We start from the raw sequence: 15,009 nt of genomic DNA, 5'->3' as shown, positions 1-15,009 counted from the left end.
TCCTACCCCTCATCTTTGTTGTGGGTTTAAGACGGCGTGACGTAGGTTTGGGGGCTGGGTTAAATCCGAAGTTCATAGGATCGCCTCCTATACATGCGTCTGGTACTTCAAAATAGTCTGCAAGGCTGATACCTGTACTTTGATAGCGTCAGCTGCTTCGATACCAGCTTTGAACCGGGCTTCAGCTAAATCGCGCTGGAAAAGATATTCGGATACATTACCCTTTGCCACATCAGGAATAAGGGTTGCCTGCATACCGTCAGCTTTAAGCTTCAGCATCTCCTGGGCCAGCATAGAGCGGTAATCACGTTCAGTCTCTGCCTTTGTCTTGCCTAACTCGAAAAGCGCGTTAGCGGACTTACTGAGCCGCTGAGAGGCTTCGTGTATTTCTTTGGTTATCTCGATAAGTTCCATTAGTCACCTCAAAACGGCAGATCGTCGTCATTGTAGTCAATTGATTGTCCGGCCCCTGTAAATGGATCATTGTTTGTGCTTCTTTCGCTGCTGGATTGATTGTCGCGGTTAGACTCCAGGAAACGGACGTTATCCGCGATAACCTCAGTAACGTAAACCCGTTTTCCTTCGTTGTTCTCGTAATTACGAATCTGAATGCGTCCCTCTACTGCTGTCAGTCGGCCTTTTCGAAGATAGTTAGCGCACGTTTCAGCCAGTTGCCGCCATGTGACCACAGGAATAAAGTCCGCCTCTTTTTCACCGTTATTGTTAAATGGTCTGTCTACAGCAAGCGTGAACTGAGTTACAGCCACGCCTGACGGTGTATATCTCAGTTCAGGATCCTTGGTTAATCTCCCGATCAAAATCACACGATTAAGCATTTGCTTTTTCCTCCTTGGATGTCTTCTCTTGCAATTTATTGGTTAGCACTTGCTCCATGTCGGAGTACGACCATTTCTTCTGCGTTTGTTTTACAACCCAGTCATCAAAACCTTCCAAACTGTCATTGTTAAGAAGCTTCCACTTGGCCTTTAAAGAGCTTGGAGGTTGTTTAGGGGTGTCTTTTGGTGCTTCGTTACCTTTGCTGTTCTTTGCGTCTGGATCGTCTTCATCAGTCGGGAGGCCCAAGCTTTTCAACAGGTAATAGCGTTCGCTATATGTCAGAGCAGAACCATATGCTTTAGAAATTTCATCTTGCTGGCCGTAATAAGCCCAGGTAACGATTTCCCGTTCTTCTGGATTGTCACCATTGATCCATGTGTAAGACATTTCGCCTTTCACCACAAAATCAAGAGCATCTTTACCTTTGGCTGTTTTATAGGCATGAGTGTGATGCTCCCCCACCTGAGTAGATGGGAGAAGCAGCAAATTCAACTCATTCATTTTGTCTTTGATCTTAGAAAGAACCTGATTACCAGACACGTAAGAATATCCGTAACCTTTGGTATCTTTAGAGAATCCTTCAGCAACTTGACGAACCTGGACAATTTTCTGGTAAAGGTTCATCGGATGCTCAACCCACTTTCCCCATAAACCAATTCCACGCCGTGGAGTTTTTGGCCCGACTTCAACAGGTCCATAGCAGCCGTTTTATCCACTTCTTTTTTGACACGGATCAACTCAGAAGGAACAGCGTCGATATTGGTCACCTCAACCCTTTGCCGAGGTTTAGTAACGGACACGGTAAAGAGCATACTTTTGTGCTTATCCAGACCGAGACTAAGCATCCCGGTCTTCATAGCTTCTTTCAGACGTGTAACTTGGTTTTCAAGTGATGTTTTGCGTTGGGAGAGACGGACGGCCTCATTTTTTATGGCTTCCGCCTCTGCCTCTAAGGTTTTGATTACCTTGCAATAACCGTCCAACTTATCAGAAATAGCGCCCTCCATGCCTTGAAGCATAGCTGTATAATCAACGTCTTCGCCGCCTTCCTGGGCAAGCTCGAGCAAATCACGGTATTGTTCTGTCAAATCGTATAAGTTCATAAGGCTTTACAACCTCCTAAAAAATGTGATAATGTGTGCGTAGAAAAATTTAATTAAATGACTACTCAATGATCATGGTTGCCGCCATGGTCATTTTTCGTTTCCAGATCAACTTCCACTTGCTTTAAATCCTGTATCACCACAGGCAGATCTCGCATGAAGTGGCTAACCTCAGATATAATGCTTGCCGCCGAATTTCCTGCGGTTTGCGTTTCGTGTTGTAGGCTTTCCAACCGGTTTAGTGCTCTTTTCAGCGACTCCATGTTTCCCCTCCAATTCACGCTTGCGGCGCTTATATTCTTGATACATCATGTCGTTTCTGAAAATGAATGTTGGTCGGTCTAGCTCCGGATCCTTTACCGTTCCACCAACCAAGGACAAGGCGAAAAGGTCAATGAACTCATGACTACCTTTGCAGCGAACTTGCATTTGCATGTTTGTACTCCTCCGGTGGGTAGGCATCATTCAACAAGTCCCGCAAAGTCACGATGTCAAAGATGCTCATTAGTTTTGTTGTAGCCACTTCACTGTTCTTGTTGTAAATCTGAAATGTCTTCTTGCCTTTGTCGACAATGGCGATATCACCAGTTTTCAGCGCGATTGAAAAGATGTTCATCCTGCCCATTTGCTTTTGCCTCCTTCAAATTTGCACTTCTCCATAACAGAAGCACGAAAATTGCATCCACCATCAGCCAGGAACCGATAATGTATAACCAGATCATCCCCGGCGTCCTTCCCACTTCTTTGCGTTCTTCTCAGCTGCTGTCGTTAATGCTGCGAGCTTTTCACTTGAAGTCAGGGTGTTCCAATCTCTTGCGATAATGTTCATTTCCATTCTCCTTTATCAATGAATAGATCATCTTCTAAGGCTTCGATGGCCTCGCAGATGTTGAAACACCAATCCATATCTCCCTGCTCATACACAACTTGTGAAAGATGTTTCAGTTCATCCAATCGGCGGATGATCATGTAGTTCTGCATCAGATAAGGCACAACCACTCGCATAAACGTTTCGTCGATTTTCAGTTTTCCGTTTTTATCAAGGTTCAGGAATGTTATTTCGGCTAATTTACGATGACTAGGATGGATGGCGAATTCACGTGCTTTCATGTCCTTCACTCTCCATTTCCTTATGGTTTTCATCCTGCTCTGCGGATCGGAACCCAAGCGTCAATGTAGTTGATAACCTTTAACAAGTCTTGGCGGCGAATGTCTTTGTAACTCGGCACTTGCCAGCGGTCTTTGATTTCTTTGTACAGCTGCCGGAATAGTTCGCTTCGTTCTTCCGGATCTGGTTCTAAGTCGTAGACCCTCGTGCTAACTGCCTTTTGCAATCGCCGCTGTTCACCGCTGTTCAAAGTGATTTGTTTGTCGACCTTCTGTTCCACTTGATCAATCCTGTTTTCAAGGACCGGGACTTTGGTCATCATCTCTGCGGTTTGTTGCAACGCAATTGCCATAGCTTCGTTTGGCGTTAGTGTCGGAACATTTGATTTGATGTGTTCACGCATCCGTTCAAACTCAGCAATGTACATTTCTTTGAAACGCATTGCCTCTCGTCCCGTATATCCCATTACAAGGAGCGTGAAGCCCTTCTCGGTGATGATGTATTTAGGCATTTCACGACCTTGACCATTGATGTACGTCGACTCCTCAAAATTGAGGAGTGAAAACTCTCTGCTACACTCCATGGATTTAATATCACGAATTACGTTGTCGTGACGTTTGCCAAACACTTCAGCCACTGTCAAGCTGTCTGTAACTGTTTTGCCATTGTCGATAAATACGAGTTGGTTCATACTGTACCTCCTTGTTCTCTTTTCTGGATCCAGGTCAGCAAGGCTTCTTGTCTGACCCGGCGCACATTACCGACCTTGTAACTTGGAAGTGGGTCTTCCTCCATAAGACACCACTTCCGAACTGTTTTAGTACAAACCCCTTGACTCTGAGCGACTTGAGCAACAGTTAAAGAATCACTTAATGAGTTCATGTCTACCCTCCCCGCACTCATAATCCGGTGTTCCCGTTAAAATGGAGTTTTGTCTAATTAAATTGGACTCCTTATCAAAAAAAATATCCTCGAATCCAATTTTAACTATCCTAGAAAATTGTTTAGCAGTGCCAACGCTCATTTCTTCAGGATTTCTTTCCCATTTTACGTAAGTTTGAACATGAACACCGAGTATATCGGCCACTTCTTTTTGAGTCATGCCTGAAAGGAGTCGTGCTTTCTTGACAGTGAGCTGCATCTGATCACCTCCTTCCGTCTGCCTGTGTTCAGTATAGTCCAATTAAAATAGACCGTCAATAACAAAATCCATTTTAATTTCACTTTCATGTTGATTTTTTTCGCTATAAGATGTACAATCCAATTAAATTGGATGGGAGTGATCGATTTTGAGTATCGCAGAGAACATTAAAAAACTAAGAGAAAAATTTGATTTAACCCAACAAGAACTAGCCGAGATAGCTGGTGTTACTAATAAAGCGGTATCAGCATGGGAAAGTGGCGTATCCGAGCCAAGAATGGGCGCTATCGAAAAGATTTCCCAGCGGTTCGGTATTAAGAAAAGTAACATTATTGAAGAAGGCGGCATGGATTTACTTGATTATAAAGAAGAAACTCCAAAAACCATCGCAGCTCATTTTGAAGGTGAAAATTTCACTGAAGAAGAAATGAAGGAAATATTGGATTTCGCTAAATTCATCAAGTCAAAACGTAAATAGGGTGATTCTTTATGTTGGACAAGCTGCTCTTTGAAGCCGAGAGAGAAGGAATTCAGATCATCGAACATGATTTTGATATCAATAATCTCAAAGCTCTATACATTGATGGGGTGATTGCCCTTAATCCAACCGCTTTGACTTCATACATAGAGAAAACATGTATTTTAGCCGAGGAGATCGGTCATCATATGACCTCTTTCGGAAACATATTAGATCAGAAGTCTATTGTTAACAGAAAACAAGAAAAAAGAGCCCGCAACTGGGCCTATCATAGATTAGTACCTTTAGATGCATTTGTACGTGCTTTTGAAGCCGGGGTTAAGAATAGATATGAATTCGCAGAACTTATAGGGGTAACTGAAGATTTTTTAGAAAACGCAATCGAACGGTATAGAGAGAGGTATGGTCTTTATACTGTTTTTAATGGTATATATATGATTTATTTTGATCCAGTTGGAGTGCTGAAAGTCATTTGATTAAAGGAGGTAAACATAATGCCAAAGCGGAAAAACTCTGAACTTGAAGAAGGCGTGCGTTATCGTAATGGAAAGTATTCATTTAGATATGACATCATCGATCCAGCAACGGGTGGAAGAATCCAAAAGGAAACACCTGGTTACTCAAGCATGAAAGAATTAAAGCCTGTGATGATCAAAATTCAGGCAGAACTTCTAAATGATAGTTATGTCGAGAATAAAAACATAACCGTTAAAGATTGGATTGAAGAGTGGTTAGATTTGTACAGGGCAACAGGAAAGGTTAAACAAAGAACAATCAAGACAAGACAGGATAGTTTGTATCGACTAAGAAACAATATTGGCGGGTTGAAGTTAAAGGATGTTGATCTTGTAATTTATCAAAAGATCCTTAACGATATGAAGAACAAAGAAGGTTTAAAACGGTTAACAATTTCTTCTTTCCATACTGCATGTACAATGCTTTTTGAGAAAGCAGTTCAGATGGAATTGATCAAGAAAAACCCGATTAAATATGCTGAAATCCCATCTTATGCAAAAACAGTTGAAGACTTAGAAACCGACAGTGATTTGCCTAACTACCTGGAGAAAGAACAACTCGCACATTTCCTTCGCACCGCAGCTACTATGGATTGTCCCCAAGGTTTTCATGGTTTATTTACACTAGCATATACAGGAATGAGAGTTGGGGAGCTTTGTGCCCTTCGTCCTACTGACCGCGACCGGATCAATAAGACGATATCTATAACGAAAACTCTGTACGAAAAGATTTCATATTCCAAGATGGAGATCAACACACCAAAAAGCGTAAGTTCAATTAGGAAAATAGATGTTAGTGAAACTGTAATGAAGATTCTAGATAGGCAGGATGCTTGGCGGGCAGAATTTAAGATGTCTAGACGGAACGAGTATTATGATGGACCAGAGTTCCTTTTTGTAAACGAATATAATTATCCAGGCTGGCCGGCGAGACTTAAGTTCTTTGAGCAGTTCATGAAAAAAGTACTCAAAAAAGCCGACTTACCTACCAACTTAACACCTCACTCTCTCCGACACACCTATACTTCACTAATGGCAGAAGCAGGTGTAGATCACGAAGCAATCCAAAGATTGTTGGGACACAGAAATAATGAAATAACAAAACGTGTTTATCTCCACGTAACACAAGCCAAGAAGAGAGAAGCAGTCGAAAAACTGGATGCATTAATGAACGGACTCCTCTAAAAACGACTTGTGGGTAGATTGTGGGTAAACAATCTGCCCCACCACAAACAAATCCTTACGTATCAAGGTTTCCCGGAGATACGTGTTACCATGGCCCACATGGCCGCCCATGTCCCCGAACGTAATCCGCTCGACTTTGCCGCTGCCGAAGTGAATGATTTCGATTTCGTTTTTCTCCATCGCTCCGCGGATTTCCCCGGTCGTGCCCATCAGCTTGATCGTGCGGCTGACGTCTCTTGTAAATGCGCTCATCGTAAACGCAGCCGTGATACCGCCCTCAAACTCGAGATTCACGACCTGATGGTCGACGACATCGTTATCGCAGTGATATACGCATCTGCCGTATGGCCCTTCCTGCAGCGCTTTGTAACGGGCTTCGTAGCTCATGTCGTCACTGATGGCCGAAGTCGGCCAGTTCGTATTATCGGTTAAATATTGATCGGGCGCATAATAGAGGCATTCATCCGCGACCGGACAGCCGTCCAGACAGCGGAGCGGAGCTCCTTCAGGCGCTTCGGATGCCGTAAAGTGGCTGAGCGTGCCGAAGGAAGATACTTTGACGCAATCCGCACCGGCAAGCCACAGCAGAATATCCAGGTCATGGCAGGACTTGGCCAGAATCATCGGACTGGAGTCCTCCTTGCGGCGCCAATTCCCTCTGACAAAGCTGTGCGCTTGATGCCAGTACCCCACATTCTCATTATGCTGGATCGACATCAGCCGCCCGATCGCACCTTCTGCCAGCAAGCTTTTCAGCGTCTGGAAAAACGGCGTATACCGGAGGACATGACAGATGGAAAACACAAGTCCGGCTTGCGAAGCCATCTCCCCCATCCGGATGCATTCCCCGGGATCGGGTGACATCGGTTTTTCCAGCAGCACGTGATAGCCTGCCTGCAGCGCCTGCATGGTCGGCTCGAAATGCTGTTGATCCTGGGTACAGATCAGCACGGCGTCGGCCATCTTCGGAGCTTGGAACAGATCGTCCCAATGCTCAAAGCACATCGAATCCTCCAGCCCGTGCCTCGCCTGAAAGCTTTCCCTCCGTTCCTTGACCGGCTCCGCCACGGCAACTACTTCAAGCTCATGCGGATGCGACAGCGCGTATTCCAGGTAATTGATGCCGCGCAGGCCCGCTCCGATCAAGGCGACTTTTACTTTTTTCACGTCTTCTTTCCCCTTTCGTTATTCCTTGACGCTTCCGACGGTCATCCCTTTGACGAAGTATTTTTGCAGGAACGGATATACGACCATGATCGGCAGCGCTCCCATAAAAATCTGCGCCGTCTGCAGCGTTTTCTCGCTCAAATTTTCCATCGCTTTGATTTGTTCAATGGAGACGGACGTCATTTGGGAATTGATCGACATAATGAGCGTGGACAAATAGGTCTGCAGCGGATATTTCTCCGGTGAATTCAAGTATAAGATGCCGTCGAACCAGGAATTCCAGTGGCCAACGATCGTAAACAGGCCGATGGTCGCGATCGAAGGTAAAGAGACCGGCAAATAGATCCGCCATAAAATTCTCCAGTGTCCCGCGCCGTCGATCGTGGCCGCCTCGTCCAGCTCCCGCGGAATGGTGCGGAAGAAATTCAGCATCAGCACCATGTTCCATACGTTCAGCGCGCCCGGCAAAATCAGCGCCCAGATGGAATCGATCAAACCTGTATTTTTCACGATGATATACGTGGGAATAAGACCTCCGCCGAAAAACATCGTAATCGCAAAGAACCAGACATAGACCGTCCGATACTTAAACTGGTCGACCGACTTGGATAGCGGATAAGCCGAAATAAAGCACAGGAACATGTTGACCGCCGTGCCGAGCGCTACCCGCTCAATCGAAACCCCAAACGAACGGAAAAACTCTACCTTTTGCCCCAGGTACCGGTATGCGTCAAAGTTGAAGCCGACCGGCCACAGTTTGACCTCGCCGGCCATTGCCGCCGTATTCGAACTGAGGGACACGGACAGAAGGTGGATAAACGGAATAATGCCAAGAAGCGTAATCGCCGTCAGCAGCGCCGAATTGAAAATGACGAACATTTTTCTGCTCAAAGTTGGTTTGTGCATCTCTCTGCCTCCAGCTTAAAAAATGCGATAATTGTTGTATTTGTAAGCCGCGTAATAGGTTAGCGACACCAAAACCAAAGATATCGCGGATTTAAACAGTCCGACGGCGGCGGCAGGTCCGAATTGCTGACTGAACATACCAAGCCGGTATACGAACGTATCGATGATGTCCGCTCCCTCATACACGGTCGGGTTATACATGATCAGGATTTGCTCAAATCCGGCATTCAAAATCCCGCCAAGGCTGAGCACTCCGAGTAATATCAATATCGGTGCCATGCCCGGCAGCGTAATGTGAATCATCTGCTTCCATCTTCCCGCACCGTCAACCTCGGCCGCTTCGTACAGCGTGGCATTGATTCCGGTAATGGCGGCGAGCATAACGATCATGTTATAGCCCATCCCTTTCCAGACGTCGGACCCGATCACGATGCCGCGGAACCACTCGTTATCCAGCATGAACATGATCGGCTTCAGCCCCATTCCCGTCAGCAGTCCGTTAACGGGTCCACTCAGGGAAAACAGCTCGATAATGACACCGCCTAGAACGGTCCATGACAGAAAAAAGGGCAGAAATACGGCCGATTGGATAAAGCGGGAAAACCACCGCTTGGTGACTTCATTCAGCAGCAATGCCAGAATTAGCGGAACTAACAGGAACAACACCATTTTAATAACCGCGATCACGATCGTATTCCACAGCACCTGCTTGAAATCGGGCATGGCAAATACATATTTGAAATTGTCAAAACCAACGAACTTCGAATGAAAAAAGCCGGACAGCGGCTCAAACTGCTGGAAAGCCATGACGAGACCGGCCATGGGGCCGTAGGCATAAATCAGCGTCACGATAACGCCGGGCAGCAGCATGAGATGAAGGATATATTCCTTTTTCAGCGTTCTCACAGATGGACCTCCCCGTTCAATCGTAAACAGGAGGAATCGCCAGGACTAAAGCAGGCTCCTCCTCCCGTTTCACTTTATTTCAGGATTGCTAGCGGCAATCGCGAATCGAATTATTTCGCAGCCTGCTGACTGTACCAGTCGTTAACCTCTTTGGTAATTTGATCGCCGCCAAGGGATTTCCAGCTCTGAACGAACTTGTCGAAATCGTCCAGGGATCCGCCCAAAATGATCTTCGTAAACGCTTCCTGCATCAGCTTATCGAGCTGGGCGCCTTTTTCGACCTGCGTTTCCGTCGGCAATCCGAAAAACTCGTTGTTCACGAAAGCTCCGCTTTCCTTGATCTTCCGTGTCATCCCCCAACCGCCGTCTTTCGCCGCGCGGCTGAAGTATTGGCCCCAGTTTACGCCTTTGGAAGCATTAGCCGTGTTGCCTGCAAGGTAATCCTGAGCTGCTTTGAACACATCGGCCACATTTTTGTAGTTCTCGTCATCCAGCGTAATTTCGGTCTGCTTCGCATCGAGTGCCTTGTTGACTTCCGTGTAGATCGTATCGATCTGGGCCGGGTTATAGATCCGCGGATTAAACCAGTTATAGACATATCCGTTTTCCGCTTTGTTTTGTTCCATGTATTTCTTTTTGCCTTTTTCGATGTAGAAGTTGATCATTTTGATGGCAGCTTCCGGATTTTTCATTTTCTTGTTGACGGCATACACTTTTCCGCTCCGGATTTTAGGTACCAGCGATTTGCCCGGACCGTCCAGACCCGGAATTTGAATGGCGATCCACTCTGCCTTCGGGTCCTTGTCCACGTTCAGGTTCAGCGGATAGTTCGGATACCACCATTCCCCGTACACGATGCCGACTTTGCCTGCCGTAATGTCTTCGACAGCCTTGTTTTCGTCCTTCAAAGCGAACTCTTTGTCCAAAATGCCGTCTTTGTACCAGGATTGCAGCTTGCCAAGCGCATTCTTCACTTCCGGTTGAATCAAGCCGGGAATCAGCTTGCCGCTGCTGTCCTTGATCCAGGCGGATTGATTGTCGCCAATCGACGGATACGCCCCGAAGCCGTTAAAGAAGCCTCGCAGATCATAAGCCCAGAAGAACAGATTTTTTTGCAGCGATACGCCGTACGTATCGTTTTGTCCGTTTTGGTCCGGGTCGTTCTCAACAAATGCCTTCGCGACCTTATCCAGGTCATCCATCGTCGCAGGCGGCTGCAGTTTCAGGTTGTCGAGCCAGTCTTTACGAAGCCATAGCAGCTGCGTCGACAGGAACGGGTCCTCGAATGCAGGGATACCGAGCAGCTTACCGTCTTCGGAAAACGTCTTCATCGCAAAGCCGCCGTCGGACTCCATGTATTTCTTCAATTCCGGCGAAGCGTAATCGTTGTAAGCTGCGGTCAAATCAGCAAGCATGCCCTGCTTCTTCAGCTTTTCGAAGTTTTTCTGGTCCAGCTCCATAATGTCCGGCAGGTCGGCCGAAGCCATCGCGAGCGAGAATTTTTGCTCGAATTGGCTGGATGGAACGGTCCACTTGTACTTGACCTCGATGTTTAACATGTCTTTCAGATCTTTGAGGTAAGCATTTTGGTCAGGCGTAATGCCTTTCGGTGTCCGCGGGTCCTCTGGCGGGTTATAACCGAGCACCTCCGTTACGGTTACCGTTTCAGGGTATTTGCCAAGCGGCTCGGGCGGTGCGTCTGTGCTCTTGGTTTCTTCCTTGGATGCCGGTTCTGCGGCGGAGTTTGCCGCCGAATCGTTCCCCTGGCTCGAGCATGCCGTGAATAACGAAAGAGAAATCGTGGCGAGCAAAAGCAATTTCCATGGCTTGTGTAATTTCATATTGATGGCCTTCCCCCTTTGTATGCTGTCATCTTGTTATCGCTTCACGTCATCATTATAGATTCCGAAGGAAAGCGCTATCAATTTTGAGTTTTTTACTTTGCTTTCACTTTTTTTACTTATTTGGAGTTCCGGTATTCCTGGGGAGAAACCCCCATCTTTTTCTTGAAAAAGGTCGTGAAATAGGAATGCGAATCGAAGCCGACCCGGGCGGCGATTTCGATTAACTTCAGATTGGTGTGCTGCATCAGATGAAGCGCGCATTCCAGCTTTTTCGACTGGATGTAATCCTGCAAATTTTGTCCGGTCATCTGTTTGTAGTAACGCGACAAGTAAGACGGATTGAAATGGACATGCTCCGCAATCGCGGTCAGGGACACATCACCGGACAGATGGTGCTGGATGAAGCTCTGAATCTGGTTGATCACCCAGGATTTCATGTCTTCCTGCTTCATTTGCCCGGATTGCGGCGAAAATTCTTGATGGGCCTGCTCAATATCAATCACGATCATCTTGTGGCCAAAAGAGACTCGGGACTCCAGTGCACCGAGCAGCGCGCTGTATTGGTCGCGGATCGTCTCCCAGCCCTTGCTCAAATCGCCGGAAACGCCGAATGACACGGATGCGCCAAGCAGGCCTTCGCATTCATTTTGCACCAGTTCCAGGATCCCCTTCATATACGCCATGAATCCTTTCCAAGCCGGTGCCTCCGGATCAGGGTGAAGGAAACGGCCGAGCAGTTCCGCCTGCGGCTGAAGCAGCCACACAACGATATGTTCATCCGATATGGAGGACTCACAGGTGATCGAGTCAGGCAGGTTATTATGAAACGCTCTTTGCACGGATTCCAGCGCTTCCTGCGGTTTCAAATCCTCCGGGTTGTCGATCCTGCCGATGACTACAAATGCCGGTTCTTCCGCGTTCAGCCGGAAATCCAGCTCCTCGTACCGGGGATCGGCCAGAAGCGAAGCTGCAGGTTCCCCCTTCAGCATCCTTCTGATGCGTTCATTTTTCAAGACGGGAGCGGCGATTTGAAAATGCATGCTGGCCTTTTCTTCCCGGATTCTGCGGCTGTTCTCCTCGTCAAGCTTATGGCAGGCTTCCCCAACGGCCCGAAAAATCGGGTCGATACCCTCGGTTTTTAATATGTAATTGTCCGCACTCTTCCGCAGCGCAGCCTGCACGTAATCGAATTCGCTGTAACCGGTCAGAAAAATGATCCTGCAATGCGGCCAATAATAAGCAATTTCGTCGACCAGCTGCAGTCCGGTTTTTTGGGGCATCCGGATATCGCTGACCAAAATGTCGAGCTTCATCTTCTTGGCGATGTTCAGCGCCTGAGCGGCTGAATAGGCTTTACATACATCGAGTTCGAATTCCGTATTTTCCTGAAAAAGCTGAATCAGCCCGTTTACGATAACCGGCTCGTCATCCACGATCAACAATCGGTACATGATGCTGCCTCCTTTTATGTCTCTGGTATAATGGTCAGGTTGATTTTTAAGCCGCCATGCATGCTTCTTGACGCCGTTAAGCCGCTCTCCGGCCCGTACTTGAGCTTGAGGCGATTATTGACGTTGATCAAACCCGTGTTCTCGATCGATTTTGAATCCCTGGCGAGCTTGGTGTTCAACTGTTCAATCATGGCATCGGTAGCCAAATTCCCGTTATCTTCGACCGTCACGCACAGTTTCCCTTCCCGGTATTCCGTCCGGATGTAGACCTTTCCCTCCATCATGCCGTCTTCAAAGGCGTGCTCAAACACATTTTCCACGATCGGCTGAATGATCAGCCGCGGCACCGTGATTGTAGCGGGGACTTCCGTCTGCTCTTCGTATTCGAAATGAACCCGATTGGAAAAACGGATGCATTGAATATCGCAATAATCAAGCGCGTGACGGTATTCTTTATCGAAAGGCACCTCGTCCGCACCGCTTCTCGTAATGTACTGGTAATAGCTGCCGAGACGCTGGGAGAGCTCAGCAGCGCTGTCCGAATCGCCTACTTTGCACATCATGTAAATATTAAAAAAGCTGTTGTACAGAAAATGCGGATTGATCTGGGACTGAAGCTGCTTCAGCTGGGAGCGCTGCAGCGCTATTTTTTGCTCATAGTTATCCTCGATCGAATTTTTGAGCTTGCGTGCCATATTGTTAAAGCTGTTGAAGACGTAATGGAACTCATCCTTCGTTTTGGATTCGATCATAATGTTCAGATTGTCGGTCTCGATCATATGAAACGCCTTGACCAGCTTGGATAAGGGCCTGTGGATCATTAGATTGACGGAAAAAGAGTACAGGATCATCACGATGATCGCGATGATGAACAGGGTGTAGAACCATGTAATAAATTGGCTCAACGGGCGCGTGATCTCATTTTGATTCACATACATGATGAGCGATAAATGCAACGAACTGACGTCATTGGGTGTAATAAAATAGTTCACGCCGTGCATCTTCCGCATTTCAGGCATACTCGAATTATGCAGGCTTTCATCATCAAAAAGCCCCAAAACCGCAGCGGACTCCCCCTGCTCCTGCGCTGTCGTCAGAACGGTTCCCGCCTCTTTATCCCCGAGCAGCACTTCGGATTGCGGATACAAATTGGCGATTTCCCTCAAAGCCTCCAGCAGCTTGGGTCTGGAAATCTCGATATAAGACCAGACAGCGCCGTTATTTTCCGTTTCGATGAAAAAAATCCGGCTTCCGCTCCTATAGAACGATGGTTTGGGCGTAACGGCCATGAGCGACGAGATCAGCTTCAGCTCCTCATTGGGCGTATTGGTCACACCCGAGTCCGTGGAAATCGTTTTGCCGATGGCTCCGACGTACACGCCCGCATTCACTACATATTCGCTGGAAACGGTCAATGTCGCAAGCCGGTCCCGGACCTGATCGATCAGCTCCACCTCTTCATAATTTTCCAGCATGCTGCCCCGGAAGCTGAGCTTCTGCAGATCTTTGTCATTTAACAGCTGAAGCTGCAGGTTTCGGATAAAGTACATTTCTTTATCGAGCTGTTTGCTGTAGAAGGACGCACCTGCCAAAGATGAGTTCAAAATCGCATCCTTGGTGATGGACATCCCCTTATAGTTAAGCCAGATATTCATCGAAATGAGTGGAAGCAAAAATAAAATAAAAACGATGACGATTTTCTGATACACGTACCACCGTGATGCTTTTCCCGCAGATTGCAGCTTCATGCTCTACCCCCGTTAGTCCAATGTCGCCGATAAGCATGCCATCAGCATACTCAAAAAACTTACTTTTTTCGATAAAATTCTCGCTTTTTCCCCTGAACAATAATTCAGCAAAAACAGTCCACATCCTTCTCCGGTTCCCCTTCGGGATGATAAATGTCCTCCGTCCGGCCAAACCTGCGGACCTTTACCCCGTTTTGTCCTGTTTTATGATATAATGGATTGCTTGCAACTTAGGTTGATATGCAGGAATGGCTTCATCTCACATTTTAAATACGCTTGGAGGATAGATCGCCATGTCACCCGCTAGTCCAAATATTCATCGTCAGAATCACAGAAAAACGATTTGGCTCGTGGTTCTGTTTATTCTTATCGCCGCCATCGGCTTGTCTTATGTCAAATGGTGGCCGTACTATCAAAAAGCATTTAAAGCCGCAGCCGAGCACAGCATCGGATCGTCCATTCTAGGAGCGGGCGGATCGGCGCCTTCCTGGCACTCGGCGGTTTCCTATGCGGAGACGTACTTCAAGTCGGTATGGAAAGCGGCCGTTCTCGGCATTCTGCTTGGTTCGCTGGTCCAGGTGCTGCTGCCTGTCCAGTGGCTGTATAAGCTGCTTGGCAAA

At 47.1% G+C, this 15,009-nt stretch carries 20 protein-coding genes and 1 pseudogene; 4 read left to right on the top strand and 17 right to left on the bottom strand.

Features of this window, described 5'->3' with window-relative positions:
- Positions 1-87: 87 nt before the first annotated feature.
- The 10 genes from BCV73_RS08785 to BCV73_RS08740 all read right to left on the bottom strand — a co-directional run bounded on the left by BCV73_RS08785 (position 88) and on the right by BCV73_RS08740 (position 4,189).
- On the bottom strand, positions 88-414 hold the full coding sequence (locus BCV73_RS08785) for a hypothetical protein (RefSeq protein ID WP_089546785.1): 327 nt from the start codon (positions 412-414) through the stop codon (positions 88-90).
- An 8-nt stretch (positions 415-422) separates the two neighbouring features.
- The gene (ssb, locus tag BCV73_RS08780) at positions 423-836 is read right to left on the bottom strand and encodes a single-stranded DNA-binding protein (protein WP_089546784.1); all 414 of its coding nucleotides are present in this window, start codon (positions 834-836) and stop codon (positions 423-425) included.
- On the bottom strand, positions 829-1,461 hold the full coding sequence (locus BCV73_RS08775; RefSeq protein ID WP_089546783.1) for an ERF family protein: 633 nt from the start codon (positions 1,459-1,461) through the stop codon (positions 829-831). Before BCV73_RS08775 ends, ssb begins: the two co-directional genes overlap by 8 nt.
- On the bottom strand, positions 1,458-1,940 hold the full coding sequence (locus BCV73_RS08770; protein WP_089546782.1) for a siphovirus Gp157 family protein: 483 nt from the start codon (positions 1,938-1,940) through the stop codon (positions 1,458-1,460). The genes BCV73_RS08775 and BCV73_RS08770 overlap by 4 nt, the downstream gene beginning before the upstream one ends.
- Before the next feature lie 65 nt (positions 1,941-2,005).
- Positions 2,006-2,203 (bottom strand): hypothetical protein, encoded by a 198-nt coding sequence (locus BCV73_RS08765; protein ID WP_089546781.1) that lies wholly within the window; start codon positions 2,201-2,203, stop codon positions 2,006-2,008.
- 143 nt (positions 2,204-2,346) lie between these two features.
- Positions 2,347-2,565 (bottom strand): hypothetical protein, encoded by a 219-nt coding sequence (locus BCV73_RS08760; protein ID WP_089546780.1) that lies wholly within the window; start codon positions 2,563-2,565, stop codon positions 2,347-2,349.
- Between the two features lie 200 nt (positions 2,566-2,765).
- Complete coding sequence (locus tag BCV73_RS08755) at positions 2,766-3,050, bottom strand: DUF7667 family protein (RefSeq protein ID WP_089546779.1); 285 nt, start codon at positions 3,048-3,050, stop codon at positions 2,766-2,768.
- A gap of 29 nt (positions 3,051-3,079) precedes the next feature.
- Entirely contained in the window at positions 3,080-3,739 is a 660-nt protein-coding gene (locus BCV73_RS08750) for a Rha family transcriptional regulator (RefSeq protein WP_089546778.1), read from the bottom strand.
- The gene (locus BCV73_RS08745; RefSeq protein ID WP_089546777.1) at positions 3,736-3,930 is read right to left on the bottom strand and encodes a helix-turn-helix domain-containing protein; all 195 of its coding nucleotides are present in this window, start codon (positions 3,928-3,930) and stop codon (positions 3,736-3,738) included. The genes BCV73_RS08750 and BCV73_RS08745 overlap by 4 nt, the downstream gene beginning before the upstream one ends.
- A complete protein-coding gene (locus BCV73_RS08740; RefSeq protein WP_089546776.1) occupies positions 3,914-4,189 on the bottom strand; it encodes a helix-turn-helix transcriptional regulator in 276 nt (91 codons plus the stop codon). The genes BCV73_RS08745 and BCV73_RS08740 overlap by 17 nt, the downstream gene beginning before the upstream one ends.
- Before the next feature lie 148 nt (positions 4,190-4,337).
- Here BCV73_RS08740 and BCV73_RS35725 point away from each other — a divergent pair, with 148 nt between their 5' ends.
- The 3 genes from BCV73_RS35725 to BCV73_RS08725 are packed head-to-tail and all read left to right on the top strand — an operon-like array spanning position 4,338 to position 6,367.
- On the top strand, positions 4,338-4,667 hold the full coding sequence (locus BCV73_RS35725) for a helix-turn-helix domain-containing protein (protein WP_089546775.1): 330 nt from the start codon (positions 4,338-4,340) through the stop codon (positions 4,665-4,667).
- Between the two features lie 11 nt (positions 4,668-4,678).
- Positions 4,679-5,143: an ImmA/IrrE family metallo-endopeptidase gene (locus BCV73_RS08730; RefSeq protein WP_089546774.1), complete on the top strand. Its 465-nt coding sequence runs from the start codon at positions 4,679-4,681 to the stop codon at positions 5,141-5,143.
- Between the two features lie 18 nt (positions 5,144-5,161).
- Positions 5,162-6,367 (top strand): tyrosine-type recombinase/integrase, encoded by a 1,206-nt coding sequence (locus tag BCV73_RS08725; RefSeq protein WP_089546773.1) that lies wholly within the window; start codon positions 5,162-5,164, stop codon positions 6,365-6,367.
- Here BCV73_RS08725 and BCV73_RS08720 read toward each other — a convergent pair.
- From BCV73_RS08720 to BCV73_RS34985, 7 genes are all read right to left on the bottom strand, one after another.
- Positions 6,347-7,534 carry a Gfo/Idh/MocA family protein gene (locus tag BCV73_RS08720; protein ID WP_089546772.1) on the bottom strand — a complete coding sequence of 396 codons (1,188 nt, stop codon included), beginning with the start codon at positions 7,532-7,534 and terminating at the stop codon, positions 6,347-6,349. The two genes, BCV73_RS08725 and BCV73_RS08720, sit on opposite strands and share 21 nt — an antisense overlap.
- A gap of 18 nt (positions 7,535-7,552) precedes the next feature.
- A complete protein-coding gene (locus BCV73_RS08715) occupies positions 7,553-8,440 on the bottom strand; it encodes a carbohydrate ABC transporter permease (protein ID WP_076167318.1) in 888 nt (295 codons plus the stop codon).
- A gap of 15 nt (positions 8,441-8,455) precedes the next feature.
- Positions 8,456-9,346: an ABC transporter permease gene (locus BCV73_RS08710; RefSeq protein ID WP_084203737.1), complete on the bottom strand. Its 891-nt coding sequence runs from the start codon at positions 9,344-9,346 to the stop codon at positions 8,456-8,458.
- A gap of 110 nt (positions 9,347-9,456) precedes the next feature.
- Positions 9,457-11,187: an extracellular solute-binding protein gene (locus BCV73_RS08705; RefSeq protein WP_089546771.1), complete on the bottom strand. Its 1,731-nt coding sequence runs from the start codon at positions 11,185-11,187 to the stop codon at positions 9,457-9,459.
- Positions 11,188-11,306: 119 nt separating this feature from the next.
- The gene (locus BCV73_RS08700) at positions 11,307-12,641 is read right to left on the bottom strand and encodes a response regulator transcription factor (RefSeq protein ID WP_089546770.1); all 1,335 of its coding nucleotides are present in this window, start codon (positions 12,639-12,641) and stop codon (positions 11,307-11,309) included.
- Positions 12,642-12,655: 14 nt separating this feature from the next.
- On the bottom strand, positions 12,656-14,389 hold the full coding sequence (locus BCV73_RS08695) for a histidine kinase (protein ID WP_089546769.1): 1,734 nt from the start codon (positions 14,387-14,389) through the stop codon (positions 12,656-12,658).
- A complete protein-coding gene (locus BCV73_RS34985; RefSeq protein WP_179231835.1) occupies positions 14,280-14,513 on the bottom strand; it encodes a hypothetical protein in 234 nt (77 codons plus the stop codon). The genes BCV73_RS08695 and BCV73_RS34985 overlap by 110 nt, the downstream gene beginning before the upstream one ends.
- Before the next feature lie 169 nt (positions 14,514-14,682).
- Here BCV73_RS34985 and BCV73_RS35720 point away from each other — a divergent pair.
- Positions 14,683-15,009, top strand: a pseudogene (locus tag BCV73_RS35720) (permease); the annotation flags it as partial.

This window comes from Paenibacillus sp. SSG-1, assembly GCF_002224835.1.
GTDB lineage: Bacteria > Bacillota > Bacilli > Paenibacillales > Paenibacillaceae > Paenibacillus_AQ > Paenibacillus_AQ favisporus.
The sequence above is the reverse complement of the archived record's forward strand: the minus strand, read 5'-3'. Positions and strand labels throughout refer to the sequence as shown.